Annotated in this window: 15 protein-coding genes; 14 read left to right on the top strand and 1 reads right to left on the bottom strand. The window is 59.7% G+C overall.

The window, feature by feature from the left end; translation table 11 throughout:
• Nucleotides 1-8: 8 nt before the first annotated feature.
• The 3 genes from ACKUG4_RS03215 (at nt 9) to tspO (ending at nt 5,165) form a co-directional block, all read left to right on the top strand.
• The gene (locus tag ACKUG4_RS03215; RefSeq protein WP_064600839.1) at nt 9-1,547 is read left to right on the top strand and encodes a cryptochrome/photolyase family protein; all 1,539 of its coding nucleotides are present in this window, start codon (nt 9-11) and stop codon (nt 1,545-1,547) included.
• 158 nt (nt 1,548-1,705) lie between these two features.
• Nucleotides 1,706-4,651 (top strand): PAS domain-containing hybrid sensor histidine kinase/response regulator, encoded by a 2,946-nt coding sequence (locus ACKUG4_RS03220; RefSeq protein ID WP_445433412.1) that lies wholly within the window; start codon nt 1,706-1,708, stop codon nt 4,649-4,651.
• Between the two features lie 58 nt (nt 4,652-4,709).
• Complete coding sequence (tspO, locus tag ACKUG4_RS03225) at nt 4,710-5,165, top strand: tryptophan-rich sensory protein TspO (protein WP_064600841.1); 456 nt, start codon at nt 4,710-4,712, stop codon at nt 5,163-5,165.
• A gap of 27 nt (nt 5,166-5,192) precedes the next feature.
• Here tspO and ACKUG4_RS03230 read toward each other — a convergent pair whose 3' ends face one another.
• Nucleotides 5,193-6,170, bottom strand: a complete 978-nt coding sequence (locus tag ACKUG4_RS03230; RefSeq protein ID WP_445433413.1) for an NAD-dependent epimerase — start codon at nt 6,168-6,170, stop codon at nt 5,193-5,195.
• A gap of 602 nt (nt 6,171-6,772) precedes the next feature.
• On the opposite strand from ACKUG4_RS03230, the gene rfaH reads away from it, so the two are divergent.
• The 11 genes from rfaH to ACKUG4_RS03285 all read left to right on the top strand — a co-directional run bounded on the left by rfaH (nt 6,773) and on the right by ACKUG4_RS03285 (nt 19,505).
• Nucleotides 6,773-7,309 (top strand): transcription/translation regulatory transformer protein RfaH, encoded by a 537-nt coding sequence (rfaH, locus tag ACKUG4_RS03235; RefSeq protein WP_236187962.1) that lies wholly within the window; start codon nt 6,773-6,775, stop codon nt 7,307-7,309.
• Between the two features lie 37 nt (nt 7,310-7,346).
• A complete protein-coding gene (locus ACKUG4_RS03240; protein WP_039768571.1) occupies nt 7,347-8,507 on the top strand; it encodes an outer membrane beta-barrel protein in 1,161 nt (386 codons plus the stop codon).
• A gap of 12 nt (nt 8,508-8,519) precedes the next feature.
• Nucleotides 8,520-9,053, top strand: a complete 534-nt coding sequence (locus tag ACKUG4_RS03245) for a polysaccharide biosynthesis/export family protein (protein ID WP_085610331.1) — start codon at nt 8,520-8,522, stop codon at nt 9,051-9,053.
• 2 nt (nt 9,054-9,055) lie between these two features.
• On the top strand, nt 9,056-11,368 hold the full coding sequence (locus ACKUG4_RS03250; protein WP_039768574.1) for a GumC family protein: 2,313 nt from the start codon (nt 9,056-9,058) through the stop codon (nt 11,366-11,368).
• Nucleotides 11,369-11,516: 148 nt separating this feature from the next.
• Entirely contained in the window at nt 11,517-12,908 is a 1,392-nt protein-coding gene (locus tag ACKUG4_RS03255) for an undecaprenyl-phosphate glucose phosphotransferase (protein ID WP_445433414.1), read from the top strand.
• A 67-nt stretch (nt 12,909-12,975) separates the two neighbouring features.
• The gene (locus tag ACKUG4_RS03260; RefSeq protein ID WP_064596759.1) at nt 12,976-14,316 is read left to right on the top strand and encodes a UDP-glucose dehydrogenase family protein; all 1,341 of its coding nucleotides are present in this window, start codon (nt 12,976-12,978) and stop codon (nt 14,314-14,316) included.
• Between the two features lie 13 nt (nt 14,317-14,329).
• On the top strand, nt 14,330-15,034 hold the full coding sequence (locus ACKUG4_RS03265) for a WecB/TagA/CpsF family glycosyltransferase (protein ID WP_445433415.1): 705 nt from the start codon (nt 14,330-14,332) through the stop codon (nt 15,032-15,034).
• 2 nt (nt 15,035-15,036) lie between these two features.
• The gene (locus tag ACKUG4_RS03270; RefSeq protein ID WP_445433416.1) at nt 15,037-16,116 is read left to right on the top strand and encodes a glycosyltransferase; all 1,080 of its coding nucleotides are present in this window, start codon (nt 15,037-15,039) and stop codon (nt 16,114-16,116) included.
• Complete coding sequence (locus tag ACKUG4_RS03275) at nt 16,113-17,225, top strand: glycosyltransferase (RefSeq protein WP_445433417.1); 1,113 nt, start codon at nt 16,113-16,115, stop codon at nt 17,223-17,225. Before ACKUG4_RS03270 ends, ACKUG4_RS03275 begins: the two co-directional genes overlap by 4 nt.
• Nucleotides 17,222-18,535 (top strand): O-antigen ligase family protein, encoded by a 1,314-nt coding sequence (locus tag ACKUG4_RS03280; RefSeq protein ID WP_445433418.1) that lies wholly within the window; start codon nt 17,222-17,224, stop codon nt 18,533-18,535. The genes ACKUG4_RS03275 and ACKUG4_RS03280 overlap by 4 nt, the downstream gene beginning before the upstream one ends.
• A gap of 16 nt (nt 18,536-18,551) precedes the next feature.
• Complete coding sequence (locus ACKUG4_RS03285) at nt 18,552-19,505, top strand: glycosyltransferase family 2 protein (RefSeq protein ID WP_085646629.1); 954 nt, start codon at nt 18,552-18,554, stop codon at nt 19,503-19,505.
• Nucleotides 19,506-19,518 lie beyond the last annotated feature (13 nt).

Genomic DNA, 19,518 nt, shown 5'->3' on the forward strand with positions numbered 1-19,518 from the left:
ACCGCAAAATGAACACTACCCGCCGCTTGTGCCTGGTCCTGGGCGACCAGTTGTCCTTCGACCTGGCTTCCTTACAGGCACTCGATGCGGAGCGCGATACGGTGCTGCTGGTCGAGGTCATGGAAGAAGCCAGCCATGTGCCCCACCATCCACAGAAGATTGCCCTGATCTTCAGTGCCATGCGCCACTTCGCTCAGGCGTTGCGAGACCAAGGCATACGTGTCGAATACGTGACCCTGGATGACCCGGAAAACAGCGGCTCGGTGCCGGGTGAGCTGCATCGTTGGAAAAAGCTGTCGCAGGCCGACGAAGTGCACGTGACTGAGTGTGGCGACTGGCGGCTGGAGCATTCGATCAAGGAATGCCGTTTGCCCGTCCAGTGGCACGCCGATACGCGTTTTCTGTGCGGTCGCGAAGAATTTGCCGCATGGGCCGAGGGCAAAAAACAGCTGCGCATGGAGTTTTTCTACCGTGAGATGCGGCGCAAGAGCCGCTTGCTGCTCAATGGCGACGGTTCACCAGTGGGCGGCGCGTGGAATTTCGATGCCGAGAATCGCAAGGCCCTGCCCAAAGGCGTCAAAGCCCCCTACCCGGTACGCTTCAATAACGACCCCATCACCCGCGATGTGCTGGCACTGGTCAAGGCGCGCTTCAGCCAGCACTACGGCGCGCTCGATGACTTCAACTACCCCGTCACCCATGCCGATGCACAGGCTCTTTGGGCGTACTTTCTCGATTATGGCCTGGCGGGGTTTGGCGATTACCAGGACGCCATGGCCAGTGACGAGCCGTTCCTGTTTCATGCGCGCATCAGCGCAGCGCTGAACATTGGCCTGCTGGATTTGCGGCAAATTTGCAGTGATGTGGAGTCGGCGTACTGGGCCGGCAGCGTTGCGCTCAATGCCGCCGAAGGCTTCATTCGGCAACTGATTGGCTGGCGGGAATATGTGCGGGGCGTGTACTGGCTGAAGATGCCGGATTACGCGCATGGCAACTCGTTCGGCAACACCCGGGCATTGCCCGAGTTCTACTGGACCGGCGACACGCAAATGAACTGCATGCGCCACGCCATCGGGCAAAGCTTGCAACACGCCTACGCGCATCACATCCAGCGACTGATGGTCACCGGTAACTTCGCCCTGCTCGCCGGTATCGCGCCGAGCCAGATCTGCGAGTGGTATCTGGCGATCTACATGGATGCTTTTGACTGGGTCGAGCTGCCCAACACGCTGGGCATGGTCATGCACGCCGATGGCGGTTATCTCGGTTCCAAACCCTATTGCGCCAGCGGCCAGTACATCAATCGCATGTCGGATTACTGCCGCGGTTGCGCGTACAAGGTCCGCGAAAGCACGGCGGACAATGCCTGCCCGTTCAACGCGCTGTATTGGCATTTCCTGATGCGCCACGGTGAGCTGCTGCGCGGCAATCAGCGCATGGCCATGATGTACAAGAACCTCGACCGCATGCCGCAAACCAGGCAACAGGCACTCTGGCAACGCGGCCAGGCACTGTTGGCGCGCCTGGATAACGGCGATTCGATTTGAAATCAGCGTTCACCCGAAGCGACCTTGCTTCATCAGTGAAACTTAACGACGACGCAACCTGTCAACGGATGAGCAACCACAGAGCCACACCGCTTCGCGCTGATGGTTGCACCTGACGGGCTTACCCGCCCCATGAAAAACATGACCAAGAAGGTGAGATGGACACCCTCAAACACCTTAGTCGCGAAGCGCTCGAGTCCGAGGTCAAGCGATTACGCGCCGCGCTCAAGAGCACTGAAGTCGACAATGAGCGCGACATCACGGCGCGACTGCACGCCAGTCAGGCCGCGCTCGCTCGTAGTGAGGCGCGGCAGCGCGCGGTTTTCGAGAGTGCAGTGGATTTCGCGATTGTCGTCACTGACCTTGGCGGGAACATCACGGAATGGAACTGCGGCGCGACCAACGTGCTGGGCTGGTCCGCCGAAGAGGTTCGCGGCCAGAGCGCGGCCTGCTTTTTCACACCTGAGGACCGCGCTGCCGGCCGTGTAGAAGAGGAAATGCAACGCGCCCTTGTCGAAGGCCGTGCCTACGATGAGCGCTGGCATTTGCGCAAGAACGGCGAGCGATTCTGGGCCTCTGGCGAGCTGATGCCGCTCTACGATGAAGACCAGACTCACCTGGGGTTCGTGAAAATTCTCCGCGACCGGACTCAGGAGCATCTGTTCGGACGCGCCATGACCGAAACCCAGGAGCGCTATCGACTGGCGGTCAAGGCGACCAGCGATGCGGTGTGGGATTGGGACCTGCAAACCAACCAGATCATCTGGAACCAGGCGTTGCAACAGGCGTACGGTTTCCCGCTGGAGAATGTTGATCCCAGTGGCGACTGGCGGTTCGCGCGGATCCATCCGCAGGATCAGGCGCGGGTGCAGGCATCGATCCGCGCCGCCATCGAAGGCGACGGCACGACATGGAGCGCGGAGTATCGGTTCTGCTGTCAGGACGGCTCTTACGCCGAGGTGCTGGATCGCGGACACTTGATCCGCAATCCCGCTGGCCAGGCCGAGCGCATGATCGGCGCGATGCTTGACCTGACGCGCTCGCGCAGTGCCGAAACGGCGCTGCGCCAGAGTGAGGAACGCTTCAGTACCATTCTGGAAACCATCGAGTCGGCGTTCGCTATCGTCAAAGTCAAATTCGACGCCAACGATGAGCCTGTCGACTACTACTTCGTCGAGGCCAACCCGGCGTTCGAGCGCCAGTGCGGGGTCAACCTGCGCGGTAAATGGGTCACCGAGTTCGCGCCCAATCTGGAGCGTTTCTGGTTCGAAACCTACGGCCACGTGGCCAAGACCGGGGAACCGGCGAACTTCGAAAATTACGCCAATACCTTTGAACGCTGGTTCGATGTACGCGCGGTGCGGGTCGGCGATCCGGCCGACCGGCAGATCGCGATCCTGTTCAACGACGTCACCGAGCGGCGCGCCGCCGAGGAACGCTTGCGCGCCAGCGAGGCAATTGCCCGGGAAAACGTCGAACGAGTGCAACTGGCCCTTGCCGCCGGCGCCATCATCGGCACCTGGCACTGGGACCTGCTGACCGACCGCTTTGCCATCGACGAAGGCTTCGCCCAGGTGTTCAACCTCGACCCGGCACTGGGGCGCGAAGGCCTCAGCCTCGAACAAGTGATCCCCAGCGTGCACCCCGACGACCGCGATAGCCTGACCATGGCAATCGACGAAGCCATTGGCCGCGGTGGCGCCTATTCCCATCAGTACCGTGTACGGCGCGAGGACGGCAGATTCCAGTGGATCGAAGCCAACGGACGCGTTGAGTGTGCAGATGACGGAGTTCCCCTGCGTTTTCCCGGCGTGCTGATCGACGTCGAGGAGCGGCGGACCGTCGAGGCGGAGCGCGACCGGGCTCTTGCCGCGTTGCGTTCGCTCAACGACACCCTCGAGCAAAGGGTTTCATCGCGCACCGCCGAGTTGATGCAGGCAGAGGAAAAACTGCGTCAGTCGCAGAAGATGGAAGCGGTCGGCCAACTGACGGGAGGCCTCGCTCACGATTTCAACAACTTGTTGGCCGGCATTTCCGGCGCACTGGAGTTGATGGGCGCGCGGATCAATCAGGGCCGTTTGAACGAAGTCGACAAGTACATGGTGACCGCACAGGGCGCGGTCAAGCGAGCCGCGGCCCTTACCCACCGCCTGCTGGCGTTCTCCAGACGCCAGACCCTCGATCCACGACCGACCGACGTCAACACGCTGATGACCGGCATGACCGAGCTGATCCAGCGCACCGTGGGCCCGAGCATTCTCCTGGAAACCATTGGCTCGCCCGTGCTTTGGCCAACACTGGTCGATGCCAGTCAACTGGAGAACGCGCTGCTCAATCTGTGTATCAACGCGCGTGATGCAATGCCCGATGGCGGACGCATTACCATCGAGACGGCCAATCGCATCATGGATGCCGAGATCGCCGGCGCGCTGGACATGCCCGAGGGCGAGTATGTGTGCCTGTGCGTCACCGATACCGGCACCGGCATGTCGGCCGATGTCATCGCCAAGGCCTTCGACCCGTTCTTCACCACCAAACCGCTGGGCCAGGGCACAGGGCTGGGCTTGTCGATGATCTACGGGTTCGCCAAACAGTCCGGCGGCCAGGTGCGCGTGCACTCCCAGGTCGACCGGGGCACCACGATGTGCATCTACCTGCCTCGTCACCGTGGCGATCCCGTGCAGAGCCACGATGACAAGCACATCGCACCGGCGGTGGTGCCCAAGGCCAGCGAGACCATTCTGGTGGTGGACGACGAACCCACGGTGCGCGCGCTGCTGACCGAAGTGCTTGGCGATCTCGGCTACAACTTGCTTGAGGCAGGCGACAGCGTTGCCGGGCTGAAAGTATTGCAATCAAACGTGCATATCGACCTGCTGATCACCGATGTCGGCCTGCCAGGTGGCATGAACGGCCGGCAACTGGCCGACGCCGGCCGGGAGATCCGCCCGAACCTGACGACCCTCTTCATTACCGGTTACGCGGAGAACGCAGTAATCGGCGCCGCCCAACTGGGCCCGGGCATGCAGGTGCTGACCAAGCCGTTCGCGGTCGACACGCTGGTAGCGCGGGTCAGTGAACTGATGTGCTCAAGATCCGAATGAACGACCGCTGCGGCGGAACAAACCAGGCAAACGGGCTGCGGCCAAGGAGTGTGAAATGGTGACTTTCCTGATTTTTCTGATCGCGTGCGGTGCGGCGGCAACCACCGGCATGGTTTTCAAGCCCGGCCAATGGTACGCGCAGCTCAACAAACCGAAGTTCACGCCACCCAACTGGGTGTTTCCGGTGGCCTGGACGACGATCTACCTGCTGCTGGCCTGGGTCGGCTATCGCTTGACCATGATTCCCGGCAGCGAACAGGTGCTGGCATTGTGGGCGGCGCAGATTGCGCTGAACACACTGTGGACGCCTGTGTTCTTCGGCGCGCAGCGGATCGTTGCCGCGATGATTATTCTCGTACTGTTGTGGCTGGTCGTCGCCGTGATGGTGGTCCTGGCCCTGCGCCTGGATGTGATCACCGGGTTGATCCTGTTTCCTTATCTGGCCTGGCTGTGTGTCGCTGCGGCGCTTAATTTTTCGATCATGCGCAACAACCGGGTGGGTCTCGGCTCATGACCGTACTACAGGCGCATGAAGCGCCGCTCAAATCCGATAGTACTGGCGATACCAACTCACAAACTGCGCCACACCCTCTGCAACTTCCACTCGCGGAGAAAACCCGATCCATTGTTCCAATGCCGAAACATCAGCCCAGGTCTTGATGACATCGCCGGCCTGCATCGGCAACAGATTGCGCTGGGCTTTTATGCCCAGTGCCTGTTCGAGGCAGTCGACGAAATCCAGTAATGCGACCGGTTTGCCGCGTCCCAGGTTGAAAATCCGGTTGACGCCACTCACCTCCTTCTCCGGCGCTGGCGGTTTCGGACACAGGCGGACGATGCTTTCGACAACGTCATCGACGTAAGTAAAGTCCCGCGCCATCTGACCCTGGTTGTAGATGTCGATCGGTCGTCCCTGAAGAATGGCTTCGGTAAATTTGAACAGCGCCATATCCGGCCTGCCCCAGGGCCCGTAAACCGTGAAAAAGCGCAGGCCGCTGGCCTTCAAGCCGTAGAGATGGCAATAGCTGTCGGCGAGAAGCTCATTGGCGCGCTTGGTGGCGGCATACAGCGAGACAGGGTGCTCGACCGCATCATCGACGCTGTAGGGCAACTTGCTGTTGGCCCCGTATACCGAGCTGCTCGACGCGTAGATCAGATGCGCGGGCGGATAATGTCGGCAGGCTTCCAGCACATTCAGAAACCCCACCAGGTTCGATTGCGCATAGGCATCCGGGTTGTCGAGCGAATAGCGCACACCCGCCTGAGCGGCCAGATGCACCACCTCGGTGAAATCGTGCGCTTTGAATAACGCCATCAAGGCAGGCTTGTCGACAATATCCAGTGTTTCAAAACTGAAACTCTGCAGACTGCTCAACTGTTCAAGCCGCGCCTGTTTGAGATTCACACTGTAGTAATCGTTAAGGTTGTCGATACCGACAACTTCCTGGCCTTGCTGCGCCAATCGTTTGACCGCGTGATAGCCGATAAAGCCCGCAGCGCCTGTAACAAGAACGGTCATAATCCCTGCTCCACACAAGCCGACAGGCGATAAGTTATAGCGCTGGATGACTTATTCAGTCCAGGTTTTATAACAGCACCCAATAGTGGGGAAAGCTTTCGATCTAAATAATAGTCGCGACCATAACAGGCAGAAAAAGTTTCTACCGTTCAGCCAAAAGAATAAGTTATTAAAAAACAGTCAGTTATCCATCGGCAAAAGCATTACTGGATGGATGGCGTGTTTTTTGACTGCTAACGTTTGACAGACCAGAAAGACTGGCCGATAACTACCAAGGTTGATTTTTTGCAGGGCGCGAGCAGTCACTTACTCGCGCCCTGTCGCTTCAGGGACAACTACTTAGTTACCTAACCTTAAGCCTGAATGAACAGACCGTGCGGTAGCTTTGCCTTCTAAAAAGTTGAACCGATAATTCCTCCAGAGGTGACGCATAACAGAGCGAAACTTCACTGCTCGATGCACACCAATGAAACACTTTGTGATTCATGTTTGAAACACTTCAATAACCCATAATAAAAAGCACTTTCGCTGACAGCCCTTACTTAGCCCTCAATAGAGCTTCTGCCTGCCATAAACTTTCGATCATTACAGAGTTTACCAGCATGCCAGTCATCAGCTCGGACCACCCAAATTGGTACCTTTTGCAATGCAAGCCACGTCAGGATGAGCGTGCTCATCTCAATCTGCTTCAACAGAATTACGTGGTCTTTCATCCCCAACTCGTCAGCGAGCGCATTATTCGCGGAAAACGCCAGCGAGTGCACGAATCCCTCTTTCCTGGATATTTGTTCATCCAACTCAGTCGTGACGACAACTGGGCACCCTTGCGTTCCACCCGAGGGGTCAGTCGTTTTGTCGAATTCAATCATGGTCCCGCGACAGTGCCTGAGCACGTCATCGAGCATCTGCGTACGCGTTGCATCGAATCAATGACGTCGGGGCCGGATGAAGCGCTGAAACCCGGAGAGAATCTACAGATTGTCAGCGGCCCGCTCGCGCCACTGGAGGGCGTGTTCCTCGGATTGCACGGAACCGACCGCGTGATGATCCTCCTGCAGTTTCTCAACCGTGAGCAGCCTGTCTGCCTGCCATTGGGCGTGATTGAACGACAACAAGCCGGTTTTCACCCCTACAACTAACGACTTGCCTTATATGCCCTTGCTCAGGAGCTATAACATGGCTTTGAAGTCACGATGCCCTGTCGCGCTGATGATGGCCTGTCTCTATCCCGAAATGGCCTGGAGCATCAATCCGCAAGCCATTGATGTGTATGGATTCGACTTCACGCCATCGTTCCTGTTTTCGGAAAGTTATGACGACAACTTTCGCGAACTGGAAAACAGCAAACAGTCCTCCATGGTCACCAAGCTGGCGCCTTCTTTCGAGCTCAAGGCCGAGGATCGCAACAGTGCCACGCGACTGATCTGGCAACCCACTCGCTACATTTATCACGACGAGTCGGATGCCTCGAACACGGCACAACGCGTGCGTGCCGACAGCATCATGGAGTTCACTGACCGGCATCGTCTGAAGCTCGACGCCGAGTACCGCAAATGGGAGCGCACGGAATCGACGGCGGTCGAAGGCATCAACGACAAGCTCAACAACAAACGGGTGGGCGGTCTCTACACCTTCGGGGCGAAAAGCGCTGACAACCAAATCGATCTCGGGGCCAGTTACGCACAACTGCGCTACGACAACGCCGATGGCATCAACGACGACAAGGAGCGCAATACCACTGCCTTGACGAGCACCTGGTATCACCGCATCGGCAGCAACACCCGAGGTCTGGTGGAATACAACCACACCGACTTTGATTACCAGCAGGCCAACAGCCCGCGCAGCAGTAAATCCGACGCCGTCATGGCCGGTGCCGTATGGGATTTCACGGCACGCACGACGGGCAAGGTCCGCGTCGGTTACGAGAAAAAGAACTTCGACAACAGCGAATCCAAAGACCTCGACAACCCGACCTGGCAAGTCGATCTGCAATGGAAACCGCGGACCTATTCGACATTCACCTTCGTCGCTCGCCAGGCCCTTGCCGAGGGTGACGACGGCGCTGATGCCGTGAAGTCGACCTTCACCCAGGTCGGCTGGCGTCACGGCTGGACTGAACGGATTACTACCGTGGCCCAGGCCGGTTACGGGCGTTATGTCTACGAAGGCCAAAGCCGTACCGACAATCTTCAGGACTACAACCTGGCCGTGGTGTACGCCATGCGCCGTTGGCTGGATATCGAACTGGGTTATCGATACCGCGACAACGATTCCGATGCCGACAATGAAAGCTTCACCCGCAACGTGTTTCAGATCAGCTTCAACGTCAGCCTTTAAGAGGGTCTCGACATGAACACTCGCACACTTGTCCTTTTGTTCGCGTTGTTTCTCTTGCCCCACACCTATGCGGCAGATCCCGATACGCAATACAAACTCGCTGCCGGCGACGTGTTGCGAATCATCGTTTTCGGTGAGCCGGAATTGAGCATGAAAAAGATCCGGCTCAGTGATGCCGGCACCTTTTCCTACCCGTTTCTCGGCGAAATATCCGCCAAGGGACTGACCCCCGGCCAGGTCGAGAAAATCATCGTCGACGGGCTCAAGCAGGGTTATCTGATCGACCCGAAAGTCAGTCTCAGCCAGATCGAATACCGCTCGTTCTACATCAATGGCGAAGTGAAAAAGCCCGGCAGCTATCCGTTCGTGCCCGGACTGACACTGGAAAAAGCCATTGCACTGGGCGGTGGCTTGACCGAGCGGGCTTCGATGAAGCGAGTGACCATCTTGCGCGGTGATGGTGGCGCGACCGTGACCGATAACGTCACGCGCAGCACCACGATTGCCCCCGGCGATACCATTTCCATTGCACAAGGCTTTTTCTGATCATGGACAACAGCCCAAGCAACTACGTCGAACGTCCTCTTCAAGCGCATCTGCATCCGCAGCACGCCGAAGACAAGGACACCCTGGATCTGCTCAATCTGTGGAGGATCATCTGGCGCGCCAAGTGGCGCATCGGCTGGCTGGTGCTGCTCAGTTGCGTATTGGCGGCCGTGGTGGTCTCCAATATCACGCCGCAATACATTGGCAGCACCACCCTGCTGTTCAACGACAAAACACCTCCGCTGATGTCGTTCCAGCAAGTCAAGGACTCCGGCGGCAACGCCACAGATTACTTGCAGACTCAGCAGGCGCTCCTGCAATCGCGAGACCTCGCCGAACGCGCGGTGAAAAAACTCGGGCTGACGACTCACCCGGTCACCGATCCGCGCCAGCAGCCAAAGTCCTGGTTCGCGCCGCGCCAATGGCTGGCCGATCTTGACCTTGATCAATGGATCCCGGGGCTAGGTCGATATCTACCGCAAAAGAAAGAGCCACTCACTGAAGCAGACGTTTTCAACCAGGTCACGCAGAACCTCATGCTGCACACCAGCGTCAAGTTCGTTGGCAAAAGCCAGTTGCTCGAAATCGAAGTCGAGTTGCCAGACCCTGTTCTGGCAGCGGCGGCGGCCAACGCACTGGCTCAGGGCTTTACCGACAGCCAGCTCGATACCAGCGAGAAATCGTCGCAAACCACCACGGCCTGGATGAACACACGTCTGATCAAGCTGCGCGACAACCTGCGGGCGGCCGAGAAAAAACTCCAGGGTTACCGCGAAGAACAAGGTCTGGTGGATGTTGGCGGCGTTGCCACCATCAGCGCCAACGAACTGGAAATGACCGGCAATCGCATGGTCGACGCCCGACGCAACCGCGCTGAAGCCGAGAGCGAGTACCGGCAGGCGAAAGCCCTGGGCAACGGCGATCTGAGCCGACTGTCCAGCGTGCCGGCGGTCTTGAGCAACCCTCTGGTGCAGAAATTCCAGGCCGATCGCGCGGTGGCCCAGGCGAAGGTTGATGAACTGGCCGGGCGCTATGGTCCGAAGCACCCCAGCCTGATCTCCGCACAAACCGAGTTGCGCACCGCCACCACCAGTCTGCAATTGCAGGTGCAGCAAGTGGTGGCCGGTATCGAGCGGCAATACCAGCTCGCCACGGCGAGTGAAGCGTCGCTGCGTCAGTCCTTCAACAGCAACAAGGCGCAGATCCAGGACATCGCGCGCAAAGAGTTCCAGTTACGCGAATTCCAGCGTGAGGTCGACAGCACGCGCGCGCTGTATGAAACCTTCGTCACACGCCTGAAAGAAACCACGGCCACCGCCGACATGGACTCGACGAAAGTGCGCATCGTCGACCCGGCCATCGTTCCCGTCGACGCGAGCAAACCGCGCAAGACATTGATTGTCGCGATCGTCGGGTTGATTGCTGCAGTCATCGGCGTCGGGCTGGCACTGCTCTTCGAGAGTCTGAGCAATACCTTCAAAACCGATGAATCGATCGAGAGCGTGTTGAATGTTCCACTGCTCAGCGTCGTGCCGCTGGTGATAAAGAAAAGTCGCCGGCAACTGGCACGCCTGTTCGAGGACAACGACAACCCGCGTTTTTCCGAGACCATTCGCAACCTGCGCACCTGGCTGATGCTGCAAAGCAGCGAAAAACCGTCACAAGTGGTGCTCGTGACCTCCACGGTTGCCGGCGAGGGTAAAAGCACCATCGCCACCAACCTCGCCAGTTCGCTGACACCGCTGGAACGCGTGCTGCTGATCGATGCCGACATGCGTCAGCCAACCCTGTCGCTGAACTTCGATTTTCCGCCGGACAGCCCCGGACTGGCGAATGTCATTGCCGGCACGGCCAGACTTGAAGACTGCATTGTTTCAGTGGGCAATCTGGACATGCTGCCGGCCGGGAAGGTCTTGCCGCCGTCGCTGGATATGTTCGTTGCGCCACGCCTGCCGTCCCCTGGCGATCCGCTCAACCCGGTTCAGCCACCGCCACAGGATTTGCTCAGCTCGCCGCGCATGGCGCGCATGCTCGAAGCGCTCAGGTCACGTTATCGCCACATCATCATCGATTCTCCCCCAGCGGAGATGATCAGTGACGCGCTGCTGCTGGCAAAACATTCGGACGCGGTGATCTATGTCGTGAAGGCTGACAGCACGTCGATCAGCCAGGTTCAGCGAGGGATTGCCATGTTGCAACAAAGCCATGTGCCGGTCTTTGGCACGGTGCTCAACCAGGTCGACCTGCGCAAGGCGCGCAAGTACGGCTACCACCACTCCCGGGCGTTCTATAACTACGATTTCGCGCCCAGGTAACCATCGGGCGCATACGCCCGCCGCTACGCCCTCTTCTGCCAACGCACTACTCGCTTCACCTCCGCCGAGCTACGGAAAAGCCATCGGGAGGCACGCCGTGCCTGCTCGATTCGCGCTGATGCATGAATGCTGTCTCGAGGTTAAGCCCATGACATCGCTCTATACCGCTCACATGACACACCGCCGAGGCCTGACGTTCTGGGGCCAGTGGCTTTGCGCGCTGTCGCTGGTGACGGCGCTGTTGATATTGCTCGTGCATTGGCGCGTCGGCAGTCTGACCAGTGAATACCGCATCCTGATCATTCTGACGGTGCTCGGCTCGGTGCCGATCTACAGCGTGATGCAGGTCTACCACAAGCGCCATGGCCTGCTGGTCGGGCTCGGCAGATTGCTGGCCGGGTGGTTGACCCTGCTGGCCGTACTGGCGGCGATTGCGTTCTTCACCCAGACCAGCGCCATTTATTCACGCCAGGTGATCATGGTCTGGGCGGTGCTGGGTTTTGTGGTTCAGGCCTTGAGCTTTCTGCCCCTGCATTACCTGGCCCGCCTGTACTCGCGCAAGGTCTGCAACGGACGCCGTTCGGTGATCATCGGTACCTGCCCGACTGCCCATGAACTGGCGAAAAAGTTGTCCCGACCGAACCGCGCGCTGGTGCTGGGCTTCATTGCCGCCGAGGACAGCTGTGGCCCTGCCCCCAGCATTCTGCCGTTGCTCGGCCACGTTTCCGCCATCCGCGAGATCATCACGGGCCAGGAAGTGCGCCGCGTCTATATCGTGCTGCCGATGGCCCATGCCGCCACCATCGAAGCCCTCTACATCGACCTGCTGGACATGAACGTCGACGTGGTGTGGATCCCGGATTTCGGCAGCATGGTGTTGCTCAACCATTCGATCTCGGAAATCGAGCGAATGCCGGCCATCTACCTCAACGAGAGCCTGATCAGCTCGCACCCTGCCAGCCTGTTTTGCAAGGATCTGTTTGAACGCAGCCTTGCCGCCCTGGCGATTATTCTGCTCAGCCCGGTGCTGCTGGTGGTGGCCATCGCCGTCAAGCTGACCTCCGCCGGCCCGGTGCTGTTCAAGCAGAACCGTCACGGCTGCAACGGTGAAGTGATCAAGGTCTGGAAGTTTCGCTCGATGCACGTCCACGACGACCAGCAGGTCCGGCAGGCCACTCGCAACGATGACCGCCTGACGCCGATCGGTGGTTTCCTGCGCCGCAGCTCCATCGACGAATTGCCACAGCTGTTCAATGTGCTGTCCGGTCGCATGGCCCTGGTCGGCCCGCGCCCGCATGCCGTCACCCACAACATCTATTACACCGGCAAGGTCCGCGCCTACATGGCCCGGCATCGCCTCAAGCCGGGGATCACCGGCCTGGCCCAGATCACCGGCCACCGTGGCGAAACCGAGACCGTGGAAAAGATGCAGCTGCGCGTCGCCCAGGACCTCAACTACATCAACCAGTGGTCGCTGTGGCTCGACATCAAAATCCTCATCAAGACCCCCTTCACGCTGTTCTCGAAAAACATCTACTAAGCCCGCCCCAACTCTGCCGTCCCCTGCCCGACCGTTGATAACCGTCACCACGATCTGAGGTTCGACCATGAATGTGAGCGTATTCGGTATTGGTTACGTAGGCCTTGTCCAGGGTGCTGCATTGGCCGAGGTTGGGCACAACGTGCTCTGCGTCGACGTCGACGCCGGCAGGGTCGAGGCATTGAAAGAGGGCACGCTGCCGCTCTACGAACCCGGCCTGAAAAGCCTGGTGCGCGACAACTACCAAAGCGGCCGGCTGCGGTTCGGCACAGACCTGGTGGACGCCGTTCACCATGGCGATGTGCTGTTGATCGCCGTCGGCACACCGCCCGACGAAGACGGTTCGGCGGATCTCCAATACGTGCTGAGCGTGGCGCAGACCATCGCGCTGAACATGGATCGGCACCAGATCATCGTCGACAAATCCACCGTGCCCGTCGGTACGGGGGACCGAGTTCGAGCGTGTATCGAGCAGGTGCTGGCCGACAACGGTCGCGGCGATCTGACGTTCGACGTGGTTTCAAACCCGGAATTTCTCAAGGAAGGCTGCGCGGTCGAGGACTGCATGCGCCCGGACCGGATCATCATCGGCACCGACAGCCCGCGTGCCGAAGAGGTCATGCGCGAACTGTATGAACCGTTCAATCGCAGCCGCGAAAAAATCATTGTCATGGACGTTCGCAGCGCCGAGCTGACCAAGTACGCCGCCAACTGCATGCTGGCGACCAAGATCAGCTTCATGAACGAAATGGCCTGCCTCGCCGAAAGACTCGGCGCCGACATTGAAAAAGTGCGCCACGGCATCGGCGCCGACCCGCGCATCGGTTACCAGTTCATCTACCCAGGTCTGGGCTACGGCGGCTCGTGCTTTCCCAAAGACGTGAAAGCGCTGATACAGGCGGCCGACGGTGTCGACATTGACGCCCGGGTGCTCAAGGCCGTGGAGGCGCGCAACCAGGAACAGAAAGCCAGCCTCTACCGCAAGGTATTCGATCACTTCGACGGCCACCTTCGCGGCAAGACGTTTGCCCTGTGGGGGCTGAGTTTCAAACCCAATACCGACGACATGCGCGAAGCCCCCAGCCGGGTACTGATGGAGGCTTTGTGGCAAGCCGGCGCCAGCGTGCAGGCGTTTGATCCCAAAGCCATGGAAGAGGCCCAGCGCCTTTACGGCTCGCGCGACGACCTGACGCTGACAGGCACCAAGGAAGCGGCGCTGAAAAATGCCGACGCCCTGATCATCGTCACCGAATGGCAATCGTTTCGGGCACCGGACTTCGACCAGCTCAGCCGGTTGCTCAAACAGCCGTTGATTTTCGACGGGCGCAATCTGTTCGATCCGCAGCGTTTGAGCAAACGTGGGTTCACCTACGTCTCCGTGGGTCGGCAGACCCCTTCAGTTCTCTGAGAGGAGCCGCGCCATGTTCAAACTGGAGATAGTCGGGCACTACTCGGCGAAATTGCTGGAGGCCAACCAAGCCTATTCCTTCATCAACTTTGCCTCGATCGGCAGTTTTTTCGAGCAAAACCCGAGCAGCGTTGCCTATTTTTGCGACGGCATGCTGATGTCGACCTTCATGTCTCGCATCACCGGCAGACCGATTGGCCGGGTCAGCTTCGACTTCACCTCGATAGCCGACGTTGTGCTGCGCAGCGCCGAGCAACAGGGCAAACGGGTTTATTTCGTCGGCGCCCGACAAGCCGAACTCGACCTGTTCATCAGCAAGATCAAGAGCCTTTATCCACAGCTGAGCATCGCCGGCTATCACAACGGCTATTTCGACGCTGTCCAGGCCGAAGACATTCGGTACGACATCTGTCGCAGCGCAGCGGACATTCTGATCGTCGGCCTGGGCGCCGGACGGCAAGAGCAGTTCGAGCAGGATGCCCTGCGCGCAGGCTTTCGCGGGGTCGCCTTCAGCTGTGGCGGGTTCATCCGCCAGGAAGCTCTGGCCACGCGGCAGTACTACCCGGCGCTGATCAATCGCCTGCACTTGCGCGCGTTCTATCGCATGTACCGCGAGCCCCACACGATCAAACGCTACCTCATCGATTACCCGAGCAACTTCCTGCACCTGCTGAACATGATCGTTCGACACAAAGTCGCCATCAGCGTTGGGGAATGACCATGCACATCCTGTTTACCCTCAAGGATTTCAAGCCCGGCGGTGGCGTCGAGCGCGTTCAGCAGCGGCTGTCCGAGCAGTTTCTCAAGGACGGCCGGCGCGTGAGTTTTTTCGTCATGAACGCAGACATGCCCGACGCCCGGGACATTCAATGCTACAGCGGTGGCGGCAACGGCCTCGTCGGCCTGTTCAAGTCCATCGTTTTGCTGCGCCGGCTCATACGGCGTGAAGGTGTCACCCACCTCATTTCCGCCAAGGAGCAGGCCAACCTCTGCACGTGGTTCGCCACCCTCGGCAGTGCCTGCAAAGTCATCTACAGCCGCCATGCGACCCTCGATTGCAGCGAACAGAAAACCGGCCCCTCAAGCCTGCGCTTTCTCTACGCCTTGTACCTGTGTGGCAGCGGCAAGGTGGTGACGGTGTCCTCGGCGTTGCGCCAGACCCTCGCCGATGCCGTGCCCTGGGGGCGGCAGCGCATCCGTTATTGCCCGAACGCGGTCGTCACCGATCAACTGTTTCAAGCCGCCCGGGCGCCCCGGCCCGCCGACTTGCCCCGCAACTACTGGCTGAGCCTGGGGCGTCTGGTCGAACCCAAGGGGTTTCATCTGCTGCTCGATGCCTACGCCTTGGCGCTGCGCAGCGCGGCGCTGCCGGATCTGCTGATCGTCGGTGATGGCCCGTTGCGCGAAGCCTTGGTCACCCAGGCCAGGCAATTGGGTATCGCACAACGGGTGCATTTCAGCGGGTTTATGAGCAATCCCTATCCCGTGCTCAGGCACGCCCGACTGTTCATTCTGAGTTCGCTGCAAGAAGGCATGCCGACCGTGCTGATCGAGGCGTTGGCGCTGGGCACGCCGGTGCTGGCCTGCGATTGCGAGACCGGGCCCAGAGAACTGCTGGACCACGGCCGACTCGGTCAACTGGTGATCGTCAACGATGTACAGGCACTGGCCGACGGCATGCTGCGCAACCTGACCTCAGGTCATGCCATCGCCCCCGGCGAAGAGACGCTCACTGCCACCCTGCGCCCCTACACCAGTCAGTACGCGGCGCAGGCGTACTACCAGGTCTGGAATCAATGAAAAAGTTACTGATCATCCTCCATGACCTCAGCGCCGGCGGTGCTGAAAAAATGATGGCGCGCCTGGCCAAAGCGCTGGTGGATGCAGGCAACGACGTGACATTGCTGATGCTCACCGGCGGTGGCCTTCACGCAGCGCATCTCGATCCGCGTGTGAAAAAAGTCGAATTGCACAGCCCGCGCAGCGTCCGTGCGGTGCCGGCACTGACGCGATTCCTGCGTGACAATCGCTTTGACGCCCAGCTGGCAGCCCTCACCCACGTCAACGTGGTGGCGATCATCGCGGCGGCACTGTCCGGCACGCTGGCCCGGCTGCACGTCAGCGAGCGCAATGCCTTTTCCCATGACCGGCACGTGAATCCCGATTTGATGGTGCGCATCGCTTATCGGGTGGCGCCGCTGCTGTATCGGCTGATTCCCAACCCGGTAATCTGCGTTTCGCGCGGTGTCGCCCAGGACCTGGTCGATACCACCCTCGCCCGGCGCCAAGACGTGACCATCGCCGACAATCCGGTGCTCGACAACGACTTTCGCGAGAAGACACCGGGACCGCCCCGCCACCGCTGGCTGCTGGAAAAGTCCGGCACGGTGATCGTCGCCGTGGGGCGTCTGGCGCCACAAAAAGGTTTCGACACGCTGATCACAGCGTTCGCCGCACTGCCGGATCGCGATGCCCGCCTGATCATTTTTGGCGAAGGCGCACTCCGGGCCGAACTGCTGGAACAGGCGAAACAGCTGGGGGTGGCGGAGCGCTTCGATCTGCCGGGCTATGCCGATGATCCCCTGGCAGAAGTGGCCGCAGCCGATTGTTTCGTGCTGTCTTCACGTTTCGAGGGCAGCCCCAACGCGCTGGTCGAGGCGTTATCAACCGGCACGCCGGTGGTGGCCACCCGCTGCCCCCATGGTCCTCAGGAGATTCTCGGCGGCGGCGTGGTTGCCCCGCTGGTCGCAGTGGAAGATCCCATCGCCCTGGCACAGGCCATCGTCGAGCAACTGTCCATACCGCGCGATCTGCAGCGTCAATCACGCCTTGATGCGGCAGCACGATTCATGAGTGCCAGTGCAGTGCAGACCTACCTCAAAGCACTGGTTGGAGACCCGTCATCATGAGCCCCCTGACGATCCGCTATTCGACACTGCGCGACGCCTTCACGCTGTTCGGCATCCTGTTCTACATCCAGGTGATTACCTTTGTCCTCGGTCTGGGCAGTGCCGCGAACTTTGGCGATATCAACAAAGACCTCGAAGGCAATGTCGCCAATCAGGTCTGCGGCCTCATCACGCTGCTGGTGCCGTTGTTCTTTTTCATCCGCAACAAGGTATTCCTCAGCAAGACCTTTTATCGCAGCAATTTTTTTCTGCTGGTGTTCCTGCTCTGTGTCATCGCATCGATCGGCTGGTCCCACGACCCGATGCTCAGTCTCAAGCGGTTTATCGCCCTGCTCGGCGTGGTGTTTTTTGCAGGCTTCATTGCCTATAACTACTCCCTTGAAAAAATCGCCTTCATGCTCGGCTGCGCCATTGGCATCGCGGCGTTGATCGGGTTGTTGCTCGCCGTGGTCATGCCTGAAGTGGCGTTTCTCTCCGGGGGCATTCGCGACGGCGCGTTCAAAGGCGTTTTCGCCGAAAAGAATGCCGGCGCCCGACTCAATGCGATCGCCATCATGCTGTTGCTGCCGATGATCCGGCAGCGCAATCGCTGGGCGCTCTTGTGCTCATTCTTTTCGCTGGTCACGATCCTGCTTGCCCAGTCAGCCACCGGTGTAGCGCTGATTATTTCCGGCACGATCAGCTACTGGTACTTCCTCACGATGATCCGCCTGGGCATCAATCGCTCGCAGCTGATGTTCCTCGGATGCACCCTGCTCTACCTGCTGGTTTGCCTGTTTCTGTACAGCAACTTTGCGGTGCTGCTGGAAATGGCCGGGCGCGATCCGTCACTGACCGATCGGACCCTGATCTGGGAACTGCTCGCGCCTTTCATCGACAGCCAGTTACTCAAGGGCTACGGCTTCGGCGCCTTCTGGGCAAGTCCCGATGCCGATGCGTTCATCACCCGCTGGGGTTACATCGGCAACGCCCACAGCGGCTACATGGAGACCCTGCTCAATGGTGGCCTCATTCAGCTGACGGCGCTGGCGTTGATGTTCGGTGAAGCACTGTTCAAGCAATACCGCGCCGTGACGGCGAATCAGGCAGCCCGGTTTCGTGCCAGTGCGCTGGTCATCATCGGTCTGTTCGCCGTCACCAATTATGTGGCGTACGTGATCCCCAACTACCGCTCCGCCGAGTTTCTGGTGTTCTGCACCCTGGCCCTGACCTTCCGGCACCACCACGCGACCTACCCCGAATCCTCACCGGCAGCGCTGCGTCAGCGTTCGTCGGGCCGCGCACTACCGCGCGATTCCGCCCGCGCGTAACCCAAGGAGAATCACCGTGCCCAACCAAGCTCCCCGTTCAGCAGATTCAGTGTGCGTCATCATTCCGATGTACAACGGCGCCGACAGCATCGAGCAGACGCTGACCTCCCTGGCCCGGCAAACCCGACTGCCCGATCACGTCATCGTCATCGACGACGGGTCCACCGATGACGGACCACAACGGGTGCGAGACTTCACCGCGCCGTTTCGCCTGACCCTGTTGCAGCAAGCCAACGAAGGCCAGGCCAGTGCCCGTAACCATGGGATGCGCCACTCTAAAGAGACGTTTGTGGCGATGCTCGATGCCGATGACCAATGGCATCCGCGAAAGCTGGAGTTACAGCTGGCACTGTATGGCGAGCTCACGCAACAGGGCCGGCCTGTGGGGCTGATCGACTGCTACGCGCAAGTCAACTACAGCGATGGCAGGCGCCAACTGGACGACCGGTTGAAGAACGGCCGGCACTTCTACGATTTCATCCACGCCAACGTCGTCAATGGCGTTTCCACCGCGCTGGTCAAACGTGACGTGATCATGCAACTCGGCGGCTTCGACGCCAGCCTGCGTTATTCCGAAGACCGCTTCATGTGGACGCGGATCGCCGAACACTGGGAGATCCACACGGTGCCGGAGGTGCTGCTGGAGCGCACGGTCAATGGCGGCAACATGACCGCGAATCCGAAAAAGTACTACCAGAACAAAATCCGCTTCATCGAGGTGTACCTCGCCCGTTACGGCGCGCAGCTGACTCGGCAGCAGCGGATCGATTTCGTGCTGGGCAACCACACCGATTTTCTCGAGGCGTTTTCCCGACGCGGCGAGCATGACCAGGTCCTCGGCGTGTACCGGCGAATGCTGGATTGCTCCTGGCAGGCCCTGATCTTCGCCAGCGGCAAACCGACCTTGCGCTACCTGTATGCCCGCGCCAGAACCTTGCGCAAGGCAACGGCTTCAACCACGGCTCATTGATCCGGTATACGCC

Origin of the sequence: Candidatus Pseudomonas auctus (genome assembly GCF_048654275.1) — a bacterium.
Taxonomy (GTDB): Bacteria; Pseudomonadota; Gammaproteobacteria; order Pseudomonadales; family Pseudomonadaceae; genus Aquipseudomonas; species Aquipseudomonas pharyngis.